Origin of the sequence: Bacillus pumilus (genome assembly GCF_038738535.1) — a bacterium.
Taxonomy (GTDB): Bacteria; Bacillota; Bacilli; order Bacillales; family Bacillaceae; genus Bacillus.
Window position 1 is genome coordinate 1,693,632 of the sequence record NZ_CP046128.1, and the last position, 22,048, is coordinate 1,715,679.

The 22,048-nt window shown below is 39.4% G+C and carries 26 protein-coding genes and 2 pseudogenes; 11 read left to right on the top strand and 17 right to left on the bottom strand.

Annotated elements, in window-relative coordinates:
• The first annotated feature begins 72 nt into the window (after positions 1-72).
• From GKC25_RS08375 to GKC25_RS08400, 6 genes are all read left to right on the top strand, one after another.
• On the top strand, positions 73-576 hold the full coding sequence (locus GKC25_RS08375) for a TlpA family protein disulfide reductase (RefSeq protein WP_187704525.1): 504 nt from the start codon (positions 73-75) through the stop codon (positions 574-576).
• 71 nt (positions 577-647) lie between these two features.
• Positions 648-773, top strand: a complete 126-nt coding sequence (locus GKC25_RS08380) for an FbpB family small basic protein (protein ID WP_003211002.1) — start codon at positions 648-650, stop codon at positions 771-773.
• A gap of 51 nt (positions 774-824) precedes the next feature.
• The gene (locus GKC25_RS08385) at positions 825-968 is read left to right on the top strand and encodes an acid-soluble spore protein N (protein ID WP_008357830.1); all 144 of its coding nucleotides are present in this window, start codon (positions 825-827) and stop codon (positions 966-968) included.
• 13 nt (positions 969-981) lie between these two features.
• Positions 982-1,224: a small acid-soluble spore protein Tlp gene (tlp, locus tag GKC25_RS08390; protein WP_003211760.1), complete on the top strand. Its 243-nt coding sequence runs from the start codon at positions 982-984 to the stop codon at positions 1,222-1,224.
• A 103-nt stretch (positions 1,225-1,327) separates the two neighbouring features.
• Entirely contained in the window at positions 1,328-1,750 is a 423-nt protein-coding gene (locus GKC25_RS08395) for an acyl-CoA thioesterase (protein WP_034660781.1), read from the top strand.
• A gap of 3 nt (positions 1,751-1,753) precedes the next feature.
• Positions 1,754-2,065, top strand: coding sequence for a hypothetical protein (locus GKC25_RS08400; protein ID WP_034660782.1), 312 nt, complete (start codon positions 1,754-1,756; stop codon positions 2,063-2,065).
• 39 nt (positions 2,066-2,104) lie between these two features.
• On the opposite strand, the gene GKC25_RS08405 is transcribed toward GKC25_RS08400, so the two are convergent.
• Positions 2,105-2,392: a HesB/YadR/YfhF family protein gene (locus tag GKC25_RS08405; protein ID WP_003210876.1), complete on the bottom strand. Its 288-nt coding sequence runs from the start codon at positions 2,390-2,392 to the stop codon at positions 2,105-2,107.
• Between the two features lie 99 nt (positions 2,393-2,491).
• Positions 2,492-3,073: a glycerol-3-phosphate 1-O-acyltransferase PlsY gene (gene plsY / locus GKC25_RS08410; protein ID WP_034660784.1), complete on the bottom strand. Its 582-nt coding sequence runs from the start codon at positions 3,071-3,073 to the stop codon at positions 2,492-2,494.
• Between the two features lie 154 nt (positions 3,074-3,227).
• Here plsY and GKC25_RS08415 point away from each other — a divergent pair, with 154 nt between their 5' ends.
• From GKC25_RS08415 to parC, 3 genes are all read left to right on the top strand, one after another.
• A complete protein-coding gene (locus GKC25_RS08415; protein ID WP_034660785.1) occupies positions 3,228-3,641 on the top strand; it encodes a CoA-binding protein in 414 nt (137 codons plus the stop codon).
• A gap of 415 nt (positions 3,642-4,056) precedes the next feature.
• Positions 4,057-6,024: a DNA topoisomerase IV subunit B gene (parE, locus tag GKC25_RS08420; protein ID WP_342689964.1), complete on the top strand. Its 1,968-nt coding sequence runs from the start codon at positions 4,057-4,059 to the stop codon at positions 6,022-6,024.
• A 2-nt stretch (positions 6,025-6,026) separates the two neighbouring features.
• On the top strand, positions 6,027-8,465 hold the full coding sequence (gene parC, locus GKC25_RS08425; protein WP_034660788.1) for a DNA topoisomerase IV subunit A: 2,439 nt from the start codon (positions 6,027-6,029) through the stop codon (positions 8,463-8,465).
• A 53-nt stretch (positions 8,466-8,518) separates the two neighbouring features.
• On the opposite strand, the gene GKC25_RS08430 is transcribed toward parC, so the two are convergent.
• The 3 genes from GKC25_RS08430 to GKC25_RS08440 all read right to left on the bottom strand — a co-directional run bounded on the left by GKC25_RS08430 (position 8,519) and on the right by GKC25_RS08440 (position 10,390).
• Positions 8,519-8,644: a hypothetical protein gene (locus GKC25_RS08430; protein ID WP_008343787.1), complete on the bottom strand. Its 126-nt coding sequence runs from the start codon at positions 8,642-8,644 to the stop codon at positions 8,519-8,521.
• 43 nt (positions 8,645-8,687) lie between these two features.
• Positions 8,688-9,023 carry a hypothetical protein gene (locus GKC25_RS08435; protein WP_034660789.1) on the bottom strand — a complete coding sequence of 112 codons (336 nt, stop codon included), beginning with the start codon at positions 9,021-9,023 and terminating at the stop codon, positions 8,688-8,690.
• Between the two features lie 194 nt (positions 9,024-9,217).
• A complete protein-coding gene (locus GKC25_RS08440) occupies positions 9,218-10,390 on the bottom strand; it encodes an MFS transporter (RefSeq protein WP_034660790.1) in 1,173 nt (390 codons plus the stop codon).
• A 319-nt stretch (positions 10,391-10,709) separates the two neighbouring features.
• Between GKC25_RS08440 and GKC25_RS08445 the strand changes: the two are divergent.
• Positions 10,710-11,178: pseudogene (locus GKC25_RS08445) on the top strand (maltose acetyltransferase domain-containing protein).
• Positions 11,179-11,541: 363 nt separating this feature from the next.
• Here the strand turns inward: GKC25_RS08445 and GKC25_RS08450 are convergent.
• The 10 genes from GKC25_RS08450 to GKC25_RS08495 all read right to left on the bottom strand — a co-directional run bounded on the left by GKC25_RS08450 (position 11,542) and on the right by GKC25_RS08495 (position 19,677).
• Positions 11,542-12,123 (bottom strand): GNAT family N-acetyltransferase, encoded by a 582-nt coding sequence (locus tag GKC25_RS08450; protein ID WP_095285218.1) that lies wholly within the window; start codon positions 12,121-12,123, stop codon positions 11,542-11,544.
• A gap of 110 nt (positions 12,124-12,233) precedes the next feature.
• Complete coding sequence (locus GKC25_RS08455; protein WP_187704592.1) at positions 12,234-12,542, bottom strand: hypothetical protein; 309 nt, start codon at positions 12,540-12,542, stop codon at positions 12,234-12,236.
• A 215-nt stretch (positions 12,543-12,757) separates the two neighbouring features.
• Positions 12,758-13,177 carry an arsenate reductase (thioredoxin) gene (arsC, locus tag GKC25_RS08460; protein WP_034660792.1) on the bottom strand — a complete coding sequence of 140 codons (420 nt, stop codon included), beginning with the start codon at positions 13,175-13,177 and terminating at the stop codon, positions 12,758-12,760.
• A 14-nt stretch (positions 13,178-13,191) separates the two neighbouring features.
• Entirely contained in the window at positions 13,192-14,490 is a 1,299-nt protein-coding gene (locus GKC25_RS08465; RefSeq protein WP_106030949.1) for an arsenic transporter, read from the bottom strand.
• 12 nt (positions 14,491-14,502) lie between these two features.
• On the bottom strand, positions 14,503-14,850 hold the full coding sequence (locus GKC25_RS08470; protein WP_034660794.1) for an ArsR/SmtB family transcription factor: 348 nt from the start codon (positions 14,848-14,850) through the stop codon (positions 14,503-14,505).
• 557 nt (positions 14,851-15,407) lie between these two features.
• Positions 15,408-16,511, bottom strand: coding sequence for a threonine synthase (locus GKC25_RS08475; RefSeq protein WP_106037725.1), 1,104 nt, complete (start codon positions 16,509-16,511; stop codon positions 15,408-15,410).
• 72 nt (positions 16,512-16,583) lie between these two features.
• Positions 16,584-16,958, bottom strand: coding sequence for a RidA family protein (locus GKC25_RS08480; protein ID WP_034660797.1), 375 nt, complete (start codon positions 16,956-16,958; stop codon positions 16,584-16,586).
• 11 nt (positions 16,959-16,969) lie between these two features.
• Entirely contained in the window at positions 16,970-17,620 is a 651-nt protein-coding gene (locus tag GKC25_RS08485; protein ID WP_034660798.1) for a helix-turn-helix transcriptional regulator, read from the bottom strand.
• 164 nt (positions 17,621-17,784) lie between these two features.
• Positions 17,785-18,465 carry a TetR/AcrR family transcriptional regulator gene (locus GKC25_RS08490; RefSeq protein ID WP_034660799.1) on the bottom strand — a complete coding sequence of 227 codons (681 nt, stop codon included), beginning with the start codon at positions 18,463-18,465 and terminating at the stop codon, positions 17,785-17,787.
• A 42-nt stretch (positions 18,466-18,507) separates the two neighbouring features.
• Positions 18,508-19,677, bottom strand: coding sequence for an FAD-dependent oxidoreductase (locus tag GKC25_RS08495; RefSeq protein ID WP_034660800.1), 1,170 nt, complete (start codon positions 19,675-19,677; stop codon positions 18,508-18,510).
• Positions 19,678-19,944: 267 nt separating this feature from the next.
• Here GKC25_RS08495 and GKC25_RS08500 point away from each other — a divergent pair, with 267 nt between their 5' ends.
• Positions 19,945-20,145, top strand: coding sequence for a hypothetical protein (locus GKC25_RS08500; protein WP_034660801.1), 201 nt, complete (start codon positions 19,945-19,947; stop codon positions 20,143-20,145).
• 245 nt (positions 20,146-20,390) lie between these two features.
• On the opposite strand, the pseudogene GKC25_RS08505 reads toward GKC25_RS08500, so the two are convergent.
• A pseudogene (locus GKC25_RS08505) lies at positions 20,391-20,483 on the bottom strand (arsenate reductase); the annotation flags it as partial.
• Positions 20,484-20,882: 399 nt separating this feature from the next.
• Entirely contained in the window at positions 20,883-22,028 is a 1,146-nt protein-coding gene (locus tag GKC25_RS08510; protein ID WP_187704527.1) for a choline esterase, read from the bottom strand.
• Positions 22,029-22,048 lie beyond the last annotated feature (20 nt).

Genomic DNA, 22,048 nt, shown 5'->3' on the forward strand with positions numbered 1-22,048 from the left:
TACTCATACAGCAAAGAAGAGAAGGCGCCTAGACAGCTTTCTCTTCTTTTTTAAAATAGTGGAGGATCAATCATGTGGAAAAAAGGAATGGCAAGCGCTGTTTTACTTGTGTTGATTGGTTTACTTGCGTGGAATTTACTTGGACCAAAAGAGCCCGCAATCGGTCTTGAAAAAGGGGATCAAGCCCCTGATTTTGAACTTAAAACCCTAGATGGTCAAACGGCCTCGTTATCTGATTACCAAGGGAAAAAGGTGCTCGTCAATTTTTGGGCGACATGGTGTAAGCCATGCAGGACAGAAATGCCGGATCTAGACGCAATTAGAAGCGAATATGATCAGGTCGAAGTACTTGCGGTGAATTTGACGACCACTGAAAAAAGTGTAGATCATGTTGCAGCATTTGCAGATGAATTAAAGCTGAGCTTTCCTATTTTATTGGATCAAAAAGGCATTCAAGCACGATATCAGGTGCTTTCATACCCCACGACATACATATTAGATGAAAAAGGAAGAATCGTGTCTGTAAAGCATCAAATGCTGACAAAAAAAGAAATTGAGCAAGAGCTGGGTCTATAATGATTCAGCTTTTTTGCTTATTTTCTAAATGTTTTGGCGAAAATGAAATACAAACACTGGAGGTGAGTGCAATGAGAAGAAGAAAACGCCGTACATTTGAAGAGCTTGTACTTGAAAATAAAAAAGAATTATTAAGCAATGAGGAGTTTTTAAACCAGCTTGAAGAAAAGTTGGAAGAGCGTTTTAGACAGAAATAAGTTATGAATTATCCTATTTCGTTCATCCTAAAGAAGAGGGAGGGATGAATGATGGGTAGAGAGCATGATAAACAAGCGCAGTTTACACCAGACCATTTAGGGACAAAACCTGTAGCATACAAACGTAATAAAGGAAAAAAGATGCATAATAAATCAAATGAACAGCCTGATGTCATACAGACGAAGGGCGAATAAGGAGGGTATCATGATGAATGGAAAGTCATATCAATCCAATCCAGATGATCGTTCTGATAATGTTGAAAAGCTGCAAGATATGATCGAAAACACCCTTGACAATATCGATGAATCTGAAGCAGCGATGGCCCTTTCGACAGATCAAGAAAAACAGATGATCAAGCAAAAAAATGAAAATAGAAAAATGAGTATTGATGCCATGCGTTCTGAGATCAAGGACGAAGAAGCAGCAAGAAAAAATGGCTATACCGAATAAACCAGGGATTCCTGGTTTATTTTATTGCCTCCTTTTAGAAGAACCATTTCGATTGTGGTAAAATGGCAGAGACCTTAGGTTTTGATAGGAGAGCGATGAAAACGTGTATGTATCTAAAAAAGAAATAGAAGTCCGTTATGCAGAAACAGACCAAATGGGCATCGTGTATCATGCCAATTATTTAATCTGGATGGAAGTCGGCAGAACAGCACTGATTAAAGAATTAGGATTTTCCTATGCGCAGCTAGAAGCAGACGGCGCTCTTGCACCCGTTATAGATTTACAGGTGCAATATAAAAAACCATTGCTGTACGGTGAAACAGCGACAGTTCATACATGGATTGAAGAATACAATGGACTCAAAACGGTGTATGGCTACGAAATTCAAAAGCCTGATGGGCAAACAGCGATTACAGGGACAACCTCACATATTTGTGTAGACAAAGAAACCTTTAGACCTATTCAATTTAGAAAAGCTTTTCCTGCCTGGCACAAAGTATACGAACAGTCGAAGAAGCAGGTTTAATTCATGGCGTTTGGTATTAAAAGAAGCGATCTAAATGCGTGGAAATCAGCTGTCCAGCAAGGAGAACTGGCCTTTTTAACCCATTATTGGCTTGATGACCGTTTCCCGCATGCCAATACCGTCACTAAAGCAGCCTGTCAGGATATGAAGCAGTTAATTGAGTGGGGAGAAAAACATGGACTCAAAAAAGAATGGATTCATGACCGCGCAGGGTTTCCACACTTTGACTTGATTGGTGAACCACAAAAAAGAATCCTGCAAAAGGAGCGGTCTTTAGGAAACATTCATGAGTATGGGCTATATATTGAAGGATAAAACAAAAAAGATACCCGAGGGATGAGGTATCTTTTTTGTTTATTCATAATGAAACTCTGGTTCTTTCACGGACTCGTTATAATCAATATGCAGATCATGGTTGTCAAAATACCAAATATCACTTTCTTCAACAAAGAAAGTAATACCTTCTATTTCAGCGGTTGCCCCAGCATTTTGAGGTTCATCTTTTGCGACGCCGAGAGAAAAGCCTTTTTGTACATTACTGCACCCGCCATATCTCACAAAAAAGCGAACTTGATCACCTTTTTCTAAATCTAATTCATCCTTGTACCAATTGAGTGCATCTTCTTTTATTGTTAATTTCAATGTGATCGCCCCTTTTTGAAGTCATGCTGTTTTTTAAAATGCAGGATGCAAAAAACAGCTTTTCTTTCCTTTTACCACAGAATGAAACTTATGAAACGGCTAGAGCCATTTGATTTTCGGTTCAGTTTTGTTGAGGATTCGTTTGAGGTTGGCGATGTGTCTGTAGATCACAAAACCAGCAAGAACGGCAACAACAATGATTAAGAATACGTCTTTGGTGAATATGCTGTAAATGAATGTATAGATGCCGGTCAGCATAGATGATAGTGAAACATATTTACTAATGTATAAAAATAAGAAAAAAGCAGCGATCATCGTAATAAATAAGAATGGGGTATAAAATAATAACACGCCGCCAGATGTAGCGACTGCTTTTCCCCCTTTAAATTTTGCAAAGACAGGAAAGCTGTGACCGATAACAGCAGCAACTCCTGCTAATAAGGGATGAATGTCCAGTTGCATGAAAAACGGTAAAGCAGAAGCAAGGGTCCCCTTTAAAATATCAGCTGAAATCACGATAGACCCTGCTTTTATGCCAAGTGTACGAAATGCATTCGTTGCACCTAGGTTTCCGCTGCCATGTTCACGGATATCGATACCCTTTGCAGCTTTCCCGACAATGAGACCGGATGGAATACTGCCGAGAAGATAAGCCAAAATAAACATCAAAGCAATTAACATCTGCATAACTCCTTTATATTCTCCCTCTTGTCTTACATTTTAACATGATCTTATGAAAAACATGGGGATCTTTTTTTGAAAAAATCAAAAGCAGATGGATTCAGCTTTGTTTTTAAGCAGAAGTTCGCTAAAATAGAGGAAAAGGGGTGTTTGGATGAATCATCCTACGAAACAAGAAATTGGCCGTATATTAAAGAGCAGTAAACGAATTGCTGTTGTTGGATTATCAGATCAGCCGCACCGTACGTCTTATATGGTGTCTAAAGCGATGCAAGATGCCGGATATGAGATCATTCCGGTGAACCCAACGATTGATGAAGCACTTGGTGTGAAAGCAGTCGCTTCTTTAAAGGACATCAAAGATCCTGTTGATATCGTCAATGTCTTTAGACGTTCAGAGTTTTTGCCCGAGGTGGCAGAAGAATTTCTTGAAATGGACGCACCTGTTTTTTGGGCGCAGCAAGGCATCTATCACGAGGAAGCGAAAAGGCTGATTGAGGAAAATGGCAAGGTCGCCATCATGGATTTATGTATCAAGGTGGCTCATGCAATGACAAAAACTCATTAAATCGTCAAAAATCCTTGGTTTTCAAGGATTTTTGCTTTTTTGTTGCAGAAATATATTTGCGATTCTAGAAGAAAGCGATAAAATAAGGCGACAGGGACATAGCGGTGACCTTGCATATCAAGAAAAAGAGCGATAAGATAAAGGTAGAACGTTTGTTCTGTTTTATGAAAACCATCATATGATTGCATTTGGCTTATCAAACAGTCTTGTTTATAATGGACTTCTAGTTCTGATTGCAGAATGTAGAACATTCTCATAGCCGTGCAAAAGAGCATGTTTTGTTAATTCACACATGCATGGTGATGATGCAGCTTATTAAAGTGGACAGTAATGAGCAGCATGATCATCATTAAAATCTAGAGAGATCATTTGATGGTTTGCCGGTTATGTTTGTTAGTGAAAGGGGATTAAGCATTTGGTTAAAAAGCAGCAAGTAGATTATAACGATGATTCTATTCAGGTGCTAGAGGGACTTGAAGCGGTCCGTAAACGTCCAGGGATGTATATTGGGTCTACGGATTCACGCGGTCTTCATCACCTTGTCTATGAGATTGTAGACAACTCTGTCGATGAAGTACTCGCTGGCCATGGAGATCATATCGTTGTCAAAATACATAAAGATAACAGCATTTCCGTCCAGGATAAAGGACGCGGGATGCCTACTGGTATGCATAAGCTTGGGAAACCGACACCTGAGATCATTTTAACGGTCCTTCACGCAGGCGGAAAATTTGGTCAAGGCGGATATAAAACAAGTGGTGGGCTTCACGGAGTTGGGGCATCTGTAGTAAACGCGCTGTCAGAATGGCTCACTGTCACAATTGAACGCGACGGCTTTATTTATCATCAGCGCTTTGAAAACGGCGGAAAGCCTGCCACATCACTTGAAAAAATCGGAAAAACGAAAAAAACAGGAACACTGATTCATTTTAAACCTGATCCAACTATGTTCAGTGTCACGACCTATAACTTCGATACTTTATCAGAACGTTTAAGAGAATCTGCCTTTTTATTAAAAGGATTAAAAATAGAGCTGATTGATGAACGACATGATGTACAAGAAACCTTTTATTATGAGACGGGCATTGAAGCCTTCGTTGCTTATTTAAATGAAGAAAAAGATGTTCTGAGTGAAGTGGTCTCATTTGAAGGAGAGCATCAATCCATCGAAGTAGATTTTGCTTTTCAATTCAATGACGGCTACTCGGAGAATATTCTTTCTTTCGTCAATAACGTCAGAACAAAAGATGGCGGTACGCATGAGTCTGGTGCCAAAACGGCGATGACGAGAGCCTTTAATGAATATGCGCGCAAAGTAGCCCTTCTAAAAGAAAAAGACAAAAATTTAGAAGGCACTGATATTCGCGAAGGACTGTCAGCAATTATTTCTGTCAGAATTCCTGAAGAACTGCTTCAATTTGAAGGCCAGACAAAAGGAAAGCTTGGGACAAGTGAGGCTCGCTCGGCTGTTGATGCTGTTATTTCTGAAAAGCTGGCTTATTTCCTTGAAGAAAACCGGGAAACAGCCACTCTTCTTGTGAAAAAAGCGATTAAAGCGCAGCAGGCAAGAGAAGCTGCTAGAAGAGCACGTGAAGAAGCAAGGAGCGGCAAGAAACGGAAAAAGTCCGAAGCAACACTGAGCGGAAAATTAACACCTGCTCAATCTAGAAACCCAGCAAGAAACGAATTGTACCTAGTAGAGGGCGACTCGGCGGGCGGATCAGCAAAGCAAGGGCGTGACCGTAAATTCCAAGCGGTGCTGCCGCTTCGTGGAAAGGTCATCAACACAGAAAAAGCGAAGCTTGCTGATATTTTCAAAAATGAAGAAATCAACACCATTATTCATGCGATCGGTGGAGGCGTCGGTGTCGATTTTAATGTAGAAGACATCAATTATGACAAAATCGTGATCATGACAGATGCTGATACAGATGGAGCGCATATTCAAGTGCTTCTACTGACGTTCTTCTACCGCTATATGAAGCCGCTGATTGAGCATGGCAAAGTGTTTATTGCACTACCGCCTTTATATAAAGTCAGCAAGGGCTCAGGGAAAAAAGAAATCATTGAGTACGCATGGTCTGATGAAGAAATGGATGACGTACTGAAGAAAGTTGGAAAAGGGTACACGATTCAGCGCTATAAAGGTTTAGGTGAAATGAACGCCGACCAGCTATGGGAAACGACAATGAATCCAGAATCGAGAACACTTGTCAGGGTCAAAATCGACGATGCTGCACGTGTGGAACGCCGCGTCACGACATTGATGGGTGACAAAGTAGAACCACGACGTAAATGGATTGAAAAGAATGTCGCCTTTGGACTTGATGAGGAAAGCAACATTCTTGAAAATGAAAACTTGTCGCTAGCTGAGGAGGTTTAAACATGGCACAACAAGAACGATTTCATGATTTACCATTAGAAGAAGTGATCGGAGACCGGTTTGGTCGCTATAGTAAATATATTATCCAAGACCGTGCGCTTCCAGATGCGCGAGATGGACTAAAGCCTGTACAACGAAGAATCTTATATGCGATGTACGCAGAAGGAAACACGCAAGATAAAAACTTCCGTAAAGCCGCGAAAACAGTCGGTAACGTGATTGGTAACTATCATCCGCACGGTGACTCATCTGTTTATGAAGCGATGGTGAGAATGAGTCAGAATTGGAAAGTACGAAATGTGCTCATTGAGATGCATGGGAATAACGGGAGTATCGATGGAGATCCGCCTGCTGCCATGCGTTATACGGAAGCAAGGCTTTCTGCCATTGCTTCAGAGCTATTAAAGGACTTAGACAAGGAAACGGTCGAATTTGTCGCAAACTTTGATGATACAAGCAAGGAGCCAGTTGTTTTACCAGCGATGTTTCCAAACCTTCTCGTGAATGGATCAACAGGGATTTCAGCAGGTTATGCCACCGATATCCCGCCGCATCATCTGGGAGAAGTGATTGATGGTGTCATTAAACGAATCGAACAGCCGCATTGTACGGTTGAGGATTTAATGACAGTCATCAAAGGTCCAGATTTCCCAACAGGCGGTATCATTCAAGGGGTCGACGGCATTAAGAAGGCTTATGAAACAGGAAAAGGAAAGATTATGATTCGCGGAAAAGCGGAAATTGAAACCATCCGCGGCGGACGCCAGCAAATCGTGATCACAGAAATTCCTTATGAAGTGAATAAAGCCAATCTTGTCAAAAAGATGGACGAGTTCCGAATTGAAAGAAAAGTTGAAGGAATTTCAGAGGTTCGAGATGAGACTGACCGAACTGGGCTTCGAATCGTGGTAGAGCTGAAAAAAGAAGCAGATGCAAATGGTGTCTTGAATTTCTTATATAAAAACTCAGATCTGCAAATTCCATATAACTTTAATATGGTGGCGATTCATAATCGTAGACCAACCTTAATGACGCTGACAACTATACTTGATGCATATATTGCCCATCAAAAAGAAGTGGTGACGAACCGCTCAGCATATGAGCTTCGAAAAGCAAAGGAACGCCACCATATTGTAGACGGATTAATTAAGGCGCTTTCCATCTTAGATGAAGTCATTGCCACAATCCGCTCCTCTAATGATAAGCGAGATGCGAAAAACAACTTGATGGAGAAATATGACTTTACAGAAGCACAATCAGAAGCGATTGTTTCCCTCCAGTTATATCGTTTAACGAATACGGATATTACGCAATTAAGAGACGAAGCTAGTGAGCTTGATGTGCGTATAACAGAACTTGAAGACATTTTAGGTAACGAGAAAAAGCTGCTAAAGGTCATTACAAACAGTTTGAAAAAGCTCAAAAAGACATATGCTGATGAGAGACGATCTGTCATTGAGGAAAAAATCGAAGAAATTAAGATTAACCTTGAAGTGATGATCGCCTCAGAGGATGTTTACGTCACGGTGACGAAGGATGGGTACATCAAACGGACAAGCCAGCGCTCCTATGCTGCATCTAACGGTAAGGACTTTGGCATGAAGGATACAGACCGCCTGATTCATCAGTTTGAAATGAATACAACGGATGTCCTCCTATTGTTCACGAATAAAGGGAGCTATATTTATTGTCCAGTTCATCAGCTGCCAGACATACGCTGGAAAGACATGGGGCAGCATATTACAAATATCATTTCAATTGATCGTGATGAATCAATTCAAAAAGCTATTCCAATTAAAGAATTTGATGAAACGTCGTATCTCCTGTTCTTTACAAAAGGCGGAATGGTGAAGAAAACAGAGCTTCTTCAATATAAAGCGCAGCGCTATTCGAAACCGCTTGTCGCCTTGAACCTAAAAGGAGACGATGAACTCGTGGATGTCCATGTGACAACAGGACAGCAGGAATTGTTTATTGCGACGAAAAATGGCTATGGATTGTGGTTTGATGAAGAAGAAGTAAGTGTTGTTGGTCCGAGAGCGGCTGGTGTCAAAGGAATCAACTTGAAGGATGGGGACGAAGTAGTCTCTGGTCAGATCATTGATCCGAAAAACGATGTCCTCGTGCTGACGACTCAAAGAGGGGCTGTGAAGCGAATGAACCTCTCTGAATTTGATAAAACATCTAGAGCCAAACGCGGAGTTCTGATGCTAAGAGAATTAAAGAAAAACCCACACCGTATTGTGGCTGTTATTGCTGCATCACTGCACGATACACTTGAGATTGATACGGATAAGGGTACAACGATTCCGCTTGATATCTCTACTTTAAGAGCGAATGACCGCTATAGCAATGGATCATTTATTGTAGATGAGGAAGAGCAGGGAGAAGTAACACATGTCCTTGTCACACCTCAACCTGCGCCAGATGACAATAAATAAGCAAACGAAAACCCCCTGTAATAAACAGGGGGTTTCTTTTATATACGGGTCATTTAGCTCTCGTGGTTGCCAAACATGCTTGTAATGGCGTGCACTACTTCAATTCCTTGGTAGACGAAAAGAGAAAGTGAAGTGACAGAGAATAGACCTAGAATAAATACTCTTAAGAAAAATAACATCGTGTAAAACCTCCCAATTTTTGTTTTGATTTAGATGGTTGGGTTAAACACGAGATAGTCGGAAATAAGAAGATTGATAGAATACTGCAAGTAAATGCTTCTTTTTCCGGTCAAATTGATCAGTATGAGTGATGCGTGCAAATCCAGCTGTCATACTGCCAATCATCAGCAGTACTGTAAATGCGGCAAATACTGCGCTCACATGTTTTTGTTTCTTTTCATCGCCCATTGTCTGAGCGATTTTCATTTCATGTGATTCTTGATCGGCAACCACCTTTGCATGATGGTATACCTGAACGGAATGAGGCATTGAGAACAAATGAAAACTTGCGAGTGCTATGAATAAGACAGCTAATTTTAGCAGCATATTTTTTTTCATTTTTCTCACCCCTTCCTGTTTATTTTCATGATCTTACCACGTTTTCTGTTATTTGAAAAGTCTTATTTTTTTACTTTCCCTCTTTAAAAAAGCGATAAACATCAGGACATTTATAGGACTGTTTCACTTCATGAAAGGTTTCAATTTTATTTTTTAAATTTAAAAAAAGTGCCATGATCGAGGATCAGACACTTTTAGTGAACTTGTAATGAACGCGGTTTTGCTACAGCTTTTGTAAAGATTCCTGCAATACATATGGCGAATAAAACAAAAATAAAGGCATGAAGCAGTCCTACTTGATTGGCAAGCAGCCCTAATATAGGCGGCCCAGAAAGAGAGGCTGTATAACCTGATAAGGTCACAATGCTGACGCGTTTCACGGCGTACCGGCTATCATCACCAGCTGCAGAAATGGTTAGCGGGAAGCCTAAAGAAGCGCCAAGTCCCCATAAAAAGATCGATATCATACATACAACAAGTGAAATCTTTAAAATGACCAGAAATAGTCCGGCGGCGGCTGATAAAATCGCAATTCTTAGCAATAACACCCTGCCGAAACGATCGATCAAACGTCCGCTGATTAGTCTGCCGCTAATCATCCCGCATAAAAATAAAGCATAGATGACTGTACTCATGGAATGTGAAACCTGGTAGCCATCCACCATCGCAAGTGGAATCCAATCATTGGCAGACCCTTCGACAAACGCAAGACATAAGGCGATCATCGCAAGAGAGACCGTTCGTTTGTTCAGCCATGGCGTTTGAGTATCATCTATTGTATCTGACTGCTTCTCATGCTGATCCTTTCCTGTACCGTGCGGAATAAACCGTGTGCAAATCAAGATGCTGAGAAAGAAAAGAAGGGCAATGACTAGTAGGTGATTCAGCACAGAGACCCCTAGATGAATAAAAAGAATGCCAGCTCCTGCTCCAATTAAAGTGCCAATGCTAAAGGAAGCGTGCAATATAGGCAAAATGGTTTTCTTGATACTGTATTCAATTTCTGTCCCTTCTAGGTTCATCGCCACATTGCACATACCTGAGCCTGCTCCAAAAAGAAATAGACCGGCAGTGACAACAAAGATAGAAGAGAGTGTTGAACCAATGGCAAGAGTGGTGAATCCAAGGAACATCAAAAAAGCACTAATCACAATCGCCACGCGGCCGCCTTTTTTTCGAACAAATACATTTGAAAGAATAAGCCCGACAATTGAACCAACGGATAAGCCAAGTAAAATAAGTCCCATCGTTCCTGTATTGGCTTGTAATAAATCTCTAACTTCCGGTGTCCGTGAAAACCATGTAGAGATGGAAATACCAGACATCGTGAAAATAACTATAATCGCTTTATACCACTTTAATTCCATCTAATCCCTCACATTTAAAGATATATCTGTAACTGAACAAATCTACTCGATTATAAATGAGATGAGCTGATTCGTAAATAACTTGAGGCAGGAACATGACCAATTCTAGTCAAAATAAATCTTGCCTTCCCAATTCTTTAAAATAAACATAATGGGGAGGAAGCATGTCGGTGAAAGGAGACGGGATTGAGCCAGAAATGTACAAACAAACTTAAAGGCAGCGCTATCACAGGTTAAGACGTCATTTGGAATATGTCGAATGGTCAATTGGTTACCAAATGATGTATCAGGATAAATAGAAGGGGAGGAGAGGATCAACATGAAAAGTGAAAAGGAAAAAATGATCCAAGGAGAACATTATGTATCTAGTGTGACCAAACCCTAATTGCAGATCGAAAAAGAGCGAGACAATTGACATTTGCATACCAGCAAACCAATCAGCCAGAAAAAAGAACATCCATTTTAAAGGAATTATTAGGCGCTTGCGGAAATGATGTCGTTTTTGAAGGAAGGCTGCAGTGCGATTACGGATACAATATCGAGGTTGGCGAGCATTTTTTGCAAATTTTGATGCAGTATTATTAGACGTTTGCAAAATTACCATAGAACGTGCAAAATGCATTGAATTCGGCAAACCAGTCACCATTGGAAACCACGTATGGATTGGCGACAATGCTGTCATAGCATCTGGTGCCGTTGTGACAAAAAGTGTTCCAGCAAACGTCGTGGTTGGCGGAAATCCTGCGAAAATCATAAAATATCTTGGTGAATTAAAATCTGGCGAATAAACGCGAATAAACAAGGATTTTGATTTTTTCTTTTTTGTCTCAATAAGATAAGTATACTTAGATTTGAGACAAAAGAAATACATTCTTTTTATAACTTCCTAGAATATATATTATGTAAACTAATAAAAAGAAATGAATAAGATTTCGTCTTCATAGCTTCATATGTACTAGAAGGTAAATGTGGATCCATTATGGTACAGTCCCTCTTATCCATCTCCAACTGCCTCTTTCGTTAGGGTCATAATTGTTTAAGTAAAGTTAGTTGCTCCGTTTGTTCAATAAGAAAAGGAGGTGCCGCAGCTACCTCCTTTGTTAAGTCAAAGCACCCTTTAGTTTTATAAGCAACACTTCGAAAATACGAGATTATTGTAGCATACTCTCCAATTTGTCCTTCACTAGCACCCATTCTAGGTCGATTACACTGTAATACACAGAGTCTCTTAAATAACCGTCAGGCATCACCATATGATTTCGAAGCACCCCTTCTTTTACCAAACCCAACCGTTCAATTGCCTGCTGAGACCGCACATTTCTGCTATCTGTTTTCAACTGAACACGAATTGTCCCAAGTGTTTCAAAGCAGTGTTTCAAAAGAAGATACTTACATTCTGTATTTATTCTAGTTCGCCAAACAGTTGGAGACAGCCATGTCCAACCAATTTCCAAGTTACGATTTGGTATGGATATATTAAGAAAACGAGTGCTTCCCACAATTTTCCCCGAATTCTTATCCAAGATAACAAAAGGAAATTCGCTTCCTTGCTCTCTCGCTTGAAGTGCTCCATTCACAAGGGACTTCATATCTTCAATCGATTGAACCCTCATTGGCATGTGTGCCCATATATCTGGATTGTTTCCCGCATCAAATAATTCCTGTACGTGATAATCTTCCATAGGTTGTATCTTTACTCTATCTCCTATTAATACTACAGGCGTTATCTCCATAATTCTTCTTCTCTCCTTTTCTTCTTTGGTATGGTTATATATATCAACTAAGTAATTTTTCTTTTGACAACTCAGATAGTTTGTTCTGCTTTGTTAAATAGACGAGAGTATTATAAATGTGTTTGTAAAGTAACGCATTTAGAAGTTGTTCTCATGCCTACAATTGTTCCTAAATCATGAAATGGACTGTCTGGTTGGATAATAAGTCGTGCTGCCACCCAACTCAAATCTTCTGAGTCCATTTTTAGATATTGGCTTAAAGAAGACCCTATACCTTTAGCTTTAGTGTTGATAGTATCAAATAAACTGATCTCTTCTTCATCTTCCAAATAATGAAAAGCTAAAAATGGCACATTAATGAATGCATTTGTTTCTTCTAAATATAACTTAATTCCACCTAATCGATGCTGACCTTCCATTTGTTAAAGAGACATTTGAAAATGGTGACAAGTAATATCTAATCCAACTTTAAGGTAGAATCTATGTGCATCATGCCTATGAACACCAGAATCTAAATGAAATTGTTCACACTCATTTTCCTTTGCTTGACTTATTAGCCAATCCCATAGAATTTTTGCATACTCGATCATCGCAATCCACTGAATTGATGTCTCCTTTCACAATATAAAAGATATTATTCTCCAGTCTCAGCAAATTGTTTCAATCGATCTCCAATTTCATCTCTTACCCTTTGGAAAAATGACCACTTCTCTTCTTCTGTTCCTTCTGCTTTTGCTGGATCATCAAAGCCCCAATGGACACGTTCGACATGAGGTGGAGTCATCGGGCATTTATCAGCTGCATCACCGCATAGTGTGACGACTAAGTCAGCATTTTGCAATATGTTCTGATCAATCAGATCAGACGTTTGATTAGATATATCAATCCCTATTTCTTTCATTGCTTTTACAGCATTCGGGTTTAATCCATGAGCTTCAATACCAGCGCTATAGACCTTCCACTCATCTCCAAGATGTTTTTTAGCCCAACCTTCAGCCATTTGACTGCGGCAAGAATTACCGGTACATAAAAAGTAAATTGTTTTCTTTGACATGTTGATCGTCTCCTTTAATGTATAATCATTAGCCAGAAATACAAAGCTAAAAGCGTGATGAATAGTGTTGGTACAGTTAAAATGACTCCTATTTTGAAATATGTCCCCCAGGAAATCTTCACACCTTTTTGAGAAAGGACGTGGAGCCACAGTAGTGTTGCTAAGGAGCCAATGGGCGTAATTTTTGGTCCTAAATCTGAACCAATGACATTTGCGTAAATTAACGCTTCTCTCATCATTCCTTGTGTATCGGTACCGGATATGGCTAATGCATCGATCATGACCGTCGGCATATTATTCATGACAGATGAAAGAATTGCTGCGATAAATCCCATACCAAGAGTCCCTGCCAATAAACCTTGATCTGCTACAGCTTGGATCACGCTTGAAAGAGCATCAGTGAGCCCTGCATTTCGCATGCCATAGACAACAACGTACATACCTATGGAAAAGAAAACGATCGCCCATGGTGCTTCTTTTAGAACGCTTTTTGTTTGAACAGCAGGGCTTTTTTGTGCAATGACCAAGAATAAAATGGCAATCACACCAGCTATGACCGATACAGGTATAGATAAAAACTCGCTTGCAAAATAACCAATCAATAAAAAAGCTAATATATACCAAGATAATCTAAACATCTTTGGATCTTTTATTGCTTCACTAGGGTGCTTTAACTCAGTCAGATCATAGCGTTTAGGTATACTCTTTCTAAAGAAAAGGTACAGTACAGTGATACTCGCTAGCAATGAAAAAAGGTTTGGAACGACCATTCTGGATGCATATTCAATAAACGTAATGTTGAAATAGTCGGCTGTTACAATGTTCACCAAATTACTTACGACAAGGGGAAGCGAAGTTGTATCTGCAATAAACCCACTCGCGATAATAAAAGGGAATACAATTTTTTCATTGAAGTGTAATGCTCTGACCATGGCTAAAACAATGGGTGTCAAAATAAGTGCTGCACCATCGTTTGCAAATAAAGCAGCGACGATTGCACCAAGGATGGTCACATACACAAACATACGCAGCCCACTGCCTTTTGCAGCCTTTGCCATATGCAATGCTGCCCATTCAAAAAAGCCGATTCGATCAAGTATGAGTGAAATGACGATAATGGCAACAAAAGCTAAAGTCGCATTCCAAACGATGCCTGTCACGGTGATCACATCGTCAACATTCACAACACCTACGATTAATGCTAAAACGGCCCCTCCACATGCGGACCACCCTATGGATAAATTTTTTGGCTGCCAAATAACCAATACCAAAGTTAACAAAAATATGAGTAATGATAAAACGGCAAAACTCAAACCCATCCCTCCTTACGAACAAGAAATGTTTGTTGCTTTATGTTGTATACTTTTTAAAAGGTCATCTTCTTTATCAATTTGATTTAAGATGATACGAATCGTCTCAAATTCTGGAGACAGTGTATTGATTGAATAATAACGCCACTGCCCTTTTCTGTTCTCATGAACAAATCCAGCTTTTTTTAATTTTCGTAAATGCTGACTAATCGCTGGTTGACTCATTTCGAACATATCTACCAGTTCACAAACACAATATTCCTTCTCCAAAAACAATTTCATCATAATGAGTCTTGTTTGATCACTGAGTATTTTTAAACAATTCGACATATGTAACAAACCAATTGAAACATCTGAAGTCACAATGATTCCCTCCCTCTTTTAAATATTGGTGACGGTCCCTGTTATCAAATCCTCCAATATTATATAACTGAATACTTATATAATCAATTGATTATATGATTTGAACAAAAATTTATTCGCGTTAAAATTATTGATTAATGTTTTTTTCTTTTATTTTTTATTCATCAAAAAAATTGATTATTGTAGAATCCTTATTTGACTATTGTTTATAAAGCATAAAATGGATCTACATTTCTTTCAATGGTCTGTCATATGACAATTCCTATTCTTATATAAATCCCAATGGCTCATTTTGTTGATGCGCTAGCTCCATTCCTCCTACCAAATAGAGAGCGTTCTTTTTATCTATATCATCATCAGGCCAAGTGCGGATTAGTTGACGCAATCTAACTGCAACGGTCTTACACACATCTGGTATTAAGTAACTATCAGAATCCTAAAGATCCAGCAATGGAATGATGTCATCTTGATAGTTTTCAAATGGAAGTCGGTGTAAGACCAATCTGCTTCGCAATGGCGGATTTCCATATTTTCAAAGAGAGACAATTCTAATAGGGTTATTTTGATTTAATCCCTGCACCACAAAGAGGTATGACAATGGTTTCTTCTGATTCCTTTTGATATTTCATGTAGCCAGCAAAATTAACTGCAGATGTCACTTCCACATAAAATCCTTTCTCACTTAGTTTAGAGCGTGCATTTAGAATCTCATCTTCTTTAATATCAATAAACGTACCATTGGTATCTTGTACAGCTTCTAAAATTTGTTTGGAGCGAGCTGGGGCTGCAATTGCTATCCCTTCTGCTAAGGTCCCTTTATTCGTCACAGGTGATGCTAATCCTTTCGCATTTTGATAAGCTTTCACAAGTGGTGCACAGTTTTTCGCTTGTATGGCAACGATTTTCGGTATTTTATGAATGAGACCATTTTCAAATAACTCTTTAAAGCCATAATATGCACCTAGGAGGAGAGTACCGTTTCCAACCGGAATGATTAAAGTATCAGGTGCTCCTTTTAGTTGCTCATAGATTTCGTAGGCATATGTTTTTGTTCCTTCAAAAAAATAAGGATTATACACATGGCTTGCATAAAAAACGTTTTCATTGTCTACTGCCTTTTGTGCCGCAGCTGCAATGTCCTCTCGTGTACCGCGAATTTCTTTAATCGTTGCTCCATGTGCTTTTATTTGAGCGACCTTTTTAGGCGAAGTTTCATCGCTTAGATAGATGTCACAGGCAATACCACAACGTGCTGCATAAGCTGCAATCGCCGTTCCTGCATTCCCGCTACTATCAGCAATCACTTTTGATACCCCGAGTTCCTTAGCTTTTGTCATCAAAACAGCGGCTCCTCGGTCTTTAAAGGATAAGGTCGGCATCATATAATCAACTTTTACATAAGTGTTTGGCTCATTAGGATCTAGAACGATTAAAGGTGATTGACCCTCCCCCATTGTGACAGTTTCCCAAGTCTTAGAACCTTTTGAAAATGGCATGGTTTCAACATAACGCCATAATGAGTTTGGATAGTGATCCCAAGCTGCAACATCTATTTTCGGAGTATCTTTCACCAGATTTAATACTCCACCACAATCACATTTCCATAGAGTTGGTGTCATCTCATACTTTTTCCCGCAATGGTTACAAATCAATTGATTCATCAATCATCTACCCCTTCGAATATTTTTTTATATGAAATATAATTTTTTATATAGAGTAGGCAAAAAAATATCTTAAATATATGCAATGGCATCAATTTCAATTTTGAAACCAAAATGTAATTCATTCGTTGGTACAATAGTACGTGCTGGTTTATGTTCACCGAAAAAATTAGTATAAACAGCATCTACTTTGTCCCATAAATGAATATTCGAAATGTATAATGTCATGCGCAAGATCTTCTCTTTTTTACTTCCAGCAGCCTCTACAATCATCTCTACATTCTTAAGCGCTTGTAATGTCTCTTCTTCAATGGGGCCGAACTCTTTTTCTCTCGTTTCGGGATTGATGGCAAATTGTCCTGAAACATAAACCGTGTTTTGATGAATGGTTGCGAATGCATAGTGTCCGTTTGATTTTAGATTTCCTACCTCGAGTATGCTTTTCATTTTGACACTCCTTACCTCGATTTATTTTTGATTTCATCCAAATAGCTATAGACGGTTACTTTGGAAATGCCTAACATAGATGCGACCTTCTCAACAGATCCTTTCATTAAAAAGATGCCCTTTTCATCCATAAATTTAATTAGTTCAATTTTTTCATGACGTTTCATGACTGGATGAACACTGTTTTGAATGATTTGTTGAATCAATTGATCTACTATTTCTTCCACATTTTCAAGATCATCATTTGATGTTGTTTCTTTCTCTTGAGCTTCCACTTGTGTAGAAAGAAAAGTATCCATAAATTGCTGCATTTGATTTAGTGCTTCAACATCAAAATTGATACAGAAAGCACCAATCACCTTTTGCTTTGAATCACGTATTAATGAAGTCGAAGAACGAATCGTACGCTTACCTTCTGTTACAAATGTATAACCAGCCAGATAATCTTCTTTAAAATCTTCTGATTGTAATACAGTCTTTACTAGATGATCAAATGATTGGCCGATTTCTCTTCCTGTCACATGGTTATTTACTGTAAACATGACAGATGCTTGAGGGTTCGTTAAATCATGAATAACCACTTCGCAATTTGGTCCAAACATTTTTGCAGTAGATTTTGCTAAAGGAATATAACTCTCTAATAAATTCTTCATATGTTCCATGCCTAAGCACCTCATTTTTTTATTCCATTAAATTATATAATTTTTTATATAAAAAGGCAATATATATAGATTTATTTATATATCATGATGCTCACAAGATCACAAATGTGAAAATAACCATATAAAAAAAGCAGCCATTGACTGCTTTTTGCTTGTGCTCCTTTCTAATTGCTTTCTTTCTGGATTCCATACAAAATGACGTCAATTCCCCATCGGAACCGTTCCATTGATACGGGATCACCTGCAAACATTTCTTCTTTTACACTATGAATGAAAGGAAAACGCGTTTTGTCTGCATCATGAAATGCTTTTTTTGTGTCTGAAATCTGCGAAGAGCCTTGTTTCTTCCAAGAGACCTTTTCGTAAGCTACGGAAGATACGTATAACAGTAACAGGTCTACTCCCCATGCAGCGGATGTAGATTTGATCCCGCCTTCATGCAATGCAGCGAGAATATGTTCGGTCAACTGAAGAAAGTTCGTTCCTTGTGGAATGGTGGAAAGAGAAATTTCAGCAAGACCAGGTTTTTCTAATAGCAGCAGGAAATAAGTATGCAATATTTCACATAACTTTTCTTTCCATGTGCCATCCACTGAATCTGGATAAACCATTTGGCCGAGACCATAATCCAATACGTAAGCACTTAGTTCTTGAAAATTGTTCACGTAGACATACAAGGATGCAGGTCCCGTATCCAATGCTTTAGCCACCTTACGCATACTCATGCCCTCTATCCCTTGCTCCTTAAGAAGCGAATAGGCAGTTTTAACAATAAGCTCACGGCTTAAGGGCTCTTTAGCCGGCCGAGACCGGCGACTTATAATATGACGATTTGAATTGTTCATACTCTCTTTATAACATGTCAAAGTAAAATAGTAAATTGAGCATCAATCACCGTTTACTTGAAAAGAATTCATCATATCTGCAAGCTTGACCGCAGCGTCTTTTGAAAAACACAGTTTTAAACTATTCTCCGATTCCTGAGCCTTTTCCGATGAATATTCATACATCATTTCTTCGTACTCTTCAATAGCCTTTTCAATATCATTAGGATTTCGGACAATAGCAAGTGCAAGCTCCATTGCATCAAACATCGCCATGTTTACACCCTCACCTGCGAATGGTGTCATGACATGGGCTGCATCACCGATAAGCGTTACTCCTTTATGACGGTTCCATTTAAAACCGACAGGAAGCGTATAAATACGTCTTGGAATGATGACATCTTCTGCATAACGAATATAATTTTTCAGCTGATCATCCCAATCACTAAATAACTCTAATAATGGTTCTTTCGCTTCATTCGCTTGATTAAATGGAATGCCACAAGTCTCGATCCAGCTGCGTTCTACCATAAGGCTTGCATACACTTTTATTCGTCCATCTCCGTTTAACTGACCAATAATTCCTTTGTGATCTGCTAAAGCAAACATCTTACCACGTTTATTAAATTCAGCTAAATCAGGGTGGTTCACCTCTACGTTGAGGACATTCAGTTCCAGCATTGTGAGCCCGGAGTATTCAATATCAATATCTGTTAACAGCGGACGTACACGAGAAAATGCACCATCTGCCCCAATCAAAAGGTCAACCGTCTCGACAACCCCGTTTTCAAAATGAAGTTCTGTCATGCCGTTTTCTACTGAAACACATCTATCTAGTTTATATCCGTATTTGATGTTTTCAGCATCAATTTGATCTAACAGCATTTCACACAAAACACCACGATCAATTTCTGGCCGAGTGCCTTTTTCATGTGATTCAGTTTCTTCGTCTAGATAAATTCTTCCTGCTTTATCAAATAACCGGAAATCTTCTCCTTCATAGCGAGCGTTCTTTTGAAATTTCTCATAAACTCCTGCTTCCTTTAAGGCTTTTTGACCTGTTTCTTCGTGAATATCCAGTGAGCCTCCTCTTTCAAGACTCTTGTCATGCATCTCCCGTTCATAGATGGTTGTTTGTATACCGTAATTTTGCAGAATTAAGGCGAGTGTTAGCCCTCCTGGTCCTCCTCCAATGATAGCGATTTGCTTTTGTTTTTTAGATAATGCCTGCATCGTATGCATCTCCTCTTCTTTATGGAAGTAGTGTAAAACCACATCTCATTTATATTATAACGAACATAGTTCGTAAAGAACAGTGTTCGTTTAAAATGGTTTATTTCATGAATGTGTGCTTTAATTGTAATGAACCCAATCATCCGACACCCATAGGATATAAATTGGACACTTCGATTTAGGGATTTTAAAGGATTTCAAATCATAACATGATTCTTAGATCAGTCGGTTCCTAATGTTTCAATGCTGAGTCTGCGAGGTGTTTCTATGAATAAATTATTGGCAATGTTGATATTAGGATTGAGCTTTAGTGGTGCTGCTCTCATTCTTTCTGTCCCTTTGTTATTCAAATCCAAACCAGAACAATTTGAGCTGATGTTTGCTGCTGGATCAGCAGGCGCATTCGCAGTATTTGCTGTCTCATGCCTAGTTTTTCGAAAACAATTCAATCGCTCATTAGAACAATGAAAAATCGTTTTTTGCGGCGTTTATTCACTAGATATCTTTTTGAGTTGGATCAAATGTTTTTATCTTGTCTGCTATCATCTTCCTGTTTCATTCAAGATGGCTGTAAATGTGCTATTACTAAATATCAAGTTTTTTAAAGTCTAGCTGCCTGAACGTCTTCAATTGATCGAAACAAAAATAAGCCATTGATTCAATATGGCTTATCATGTAAAACTATATTTTTCAGTCACAGCAAACTGCTGTAATCAGCCCCCAATTTCATCTCTCACCCTTTGGGAAAATGCCCATTTCTCTTCTTCTGTTCCTTCTGCTTTTGCTGGATCATCAAAGCGCCAATGCACTCATTTGACCTATGGGATTAACACCGGAGTTAACGTTTTTAGGTAAGGTGATTCTTTCGATTCTGATGTTTATTGGCAGAGTAGGTTCTCTGACCATTGTATTTATCTTTATGAAACGAACCAAAAGCCCAATACGTTATCCGGAGGGAGAAGTATTTGTAGGCTAATATGAGCAATCATTGAAATGGTTCCCTTTTAATTTAATCATCAAGATGATGGATTGATCCACTTTACATTTTTTTCTCTTCATTCACTACAAGCTGTTTGGAATACAGATCTTTTAGTACGGTCTCTTCTTTTCCAAACAATCAGCATTTGGTATTTAACGGAAAAGCTGAGATATTCAACTTTAAGCTGGCGCTTGAAACGGCTTTGATCAGCAGCTTCTCCGTTATCTCACTTGTTGCTGGTTTTCTTGATTAAGTCTACGCCATCATATGACAGGCTTTCCACACGTGCAGCATTTTGCAGGATGTAATGATCAAAAAAGGTCTTCGTATAGTCCGTCACAAGATTTCGCATCTCTACCGCCTCCCTTGTGCCTCTCAGTTGCTCATCTACGCCGGTAAACACGATGTCACAGTAATCTAAATGTGCAGCACGATCAACGGAGAAATAATAGGTTACCATGCTGTTGTTAGCGCCAATGATCGCATTCATATGATAGTTCGGTTCAGAAAACAGTAGCAAAAAGGGTTTATTGAGGTCGCTGTCGAGAAGGCCGAATGCCCCGCTATCCAAGCCAATCCCGCAGGCAAACCGGTCGTCATCCCTGCAAACAACCGCTGCCGTAGGTCCTCCATAAGAGTGTCCGACGATGCCCATGCCGACGTCAAGCATCAGTCTGTCATGAAAGATAGAATCCAATTCTTCAGAGTTTAGTTTGTGAAGATGATCGGCTACGTACCTTACATCTTCTGCCTGTCGTTCACTATATAATGTTAACTGATTAATGATTGGCAGAGCCAGGACGTTACGGCACATCTCAATGGCCGTTTCATCATCAGGCCGCATCTTCATCTTGCCAGCCAGCTCCATCATCTCCGGATCTTCAGAAAACGCCATAATGACATCCGAAAAATCCTTTGATACATTCAACAGCTTCCCATCTTTCCGTTTATACATTGTGCTATTCTGATGGCCGATACTGACGACAACATAACCCAGGCTTGCCAGGTCTGTACAGATGGCTGTCCCCCATTCCGGTGAACCGCCCCCGCCGCAAACATAAAATAACACTGGATAGCGCTTTTTCTTCCCAGAAAGAGCAAGGTCGTCGTAACAATGAGTCTTGATATCGATAGAGAAAAAATTCTTCTCTTTCAGATACTCAGTGACAAGTGGCTGCTCATGAAGCATTTCGTAGACTTCAGGAAACATGTACGTTGATGGAGTCTTCCCTTCGCTGCTATCGGACGGATAGTACACAAACGCGGTCAATTCTCTTTTTGAGTCATCTGATGCTGTGTACTCAAAATCCATCTGGGTACGAGCGGCGGTATAGCTGCCGATTGGTTCTGGGAATGTGTCATACCTTTTCATCCTTTTGTTCCCCCTTAATA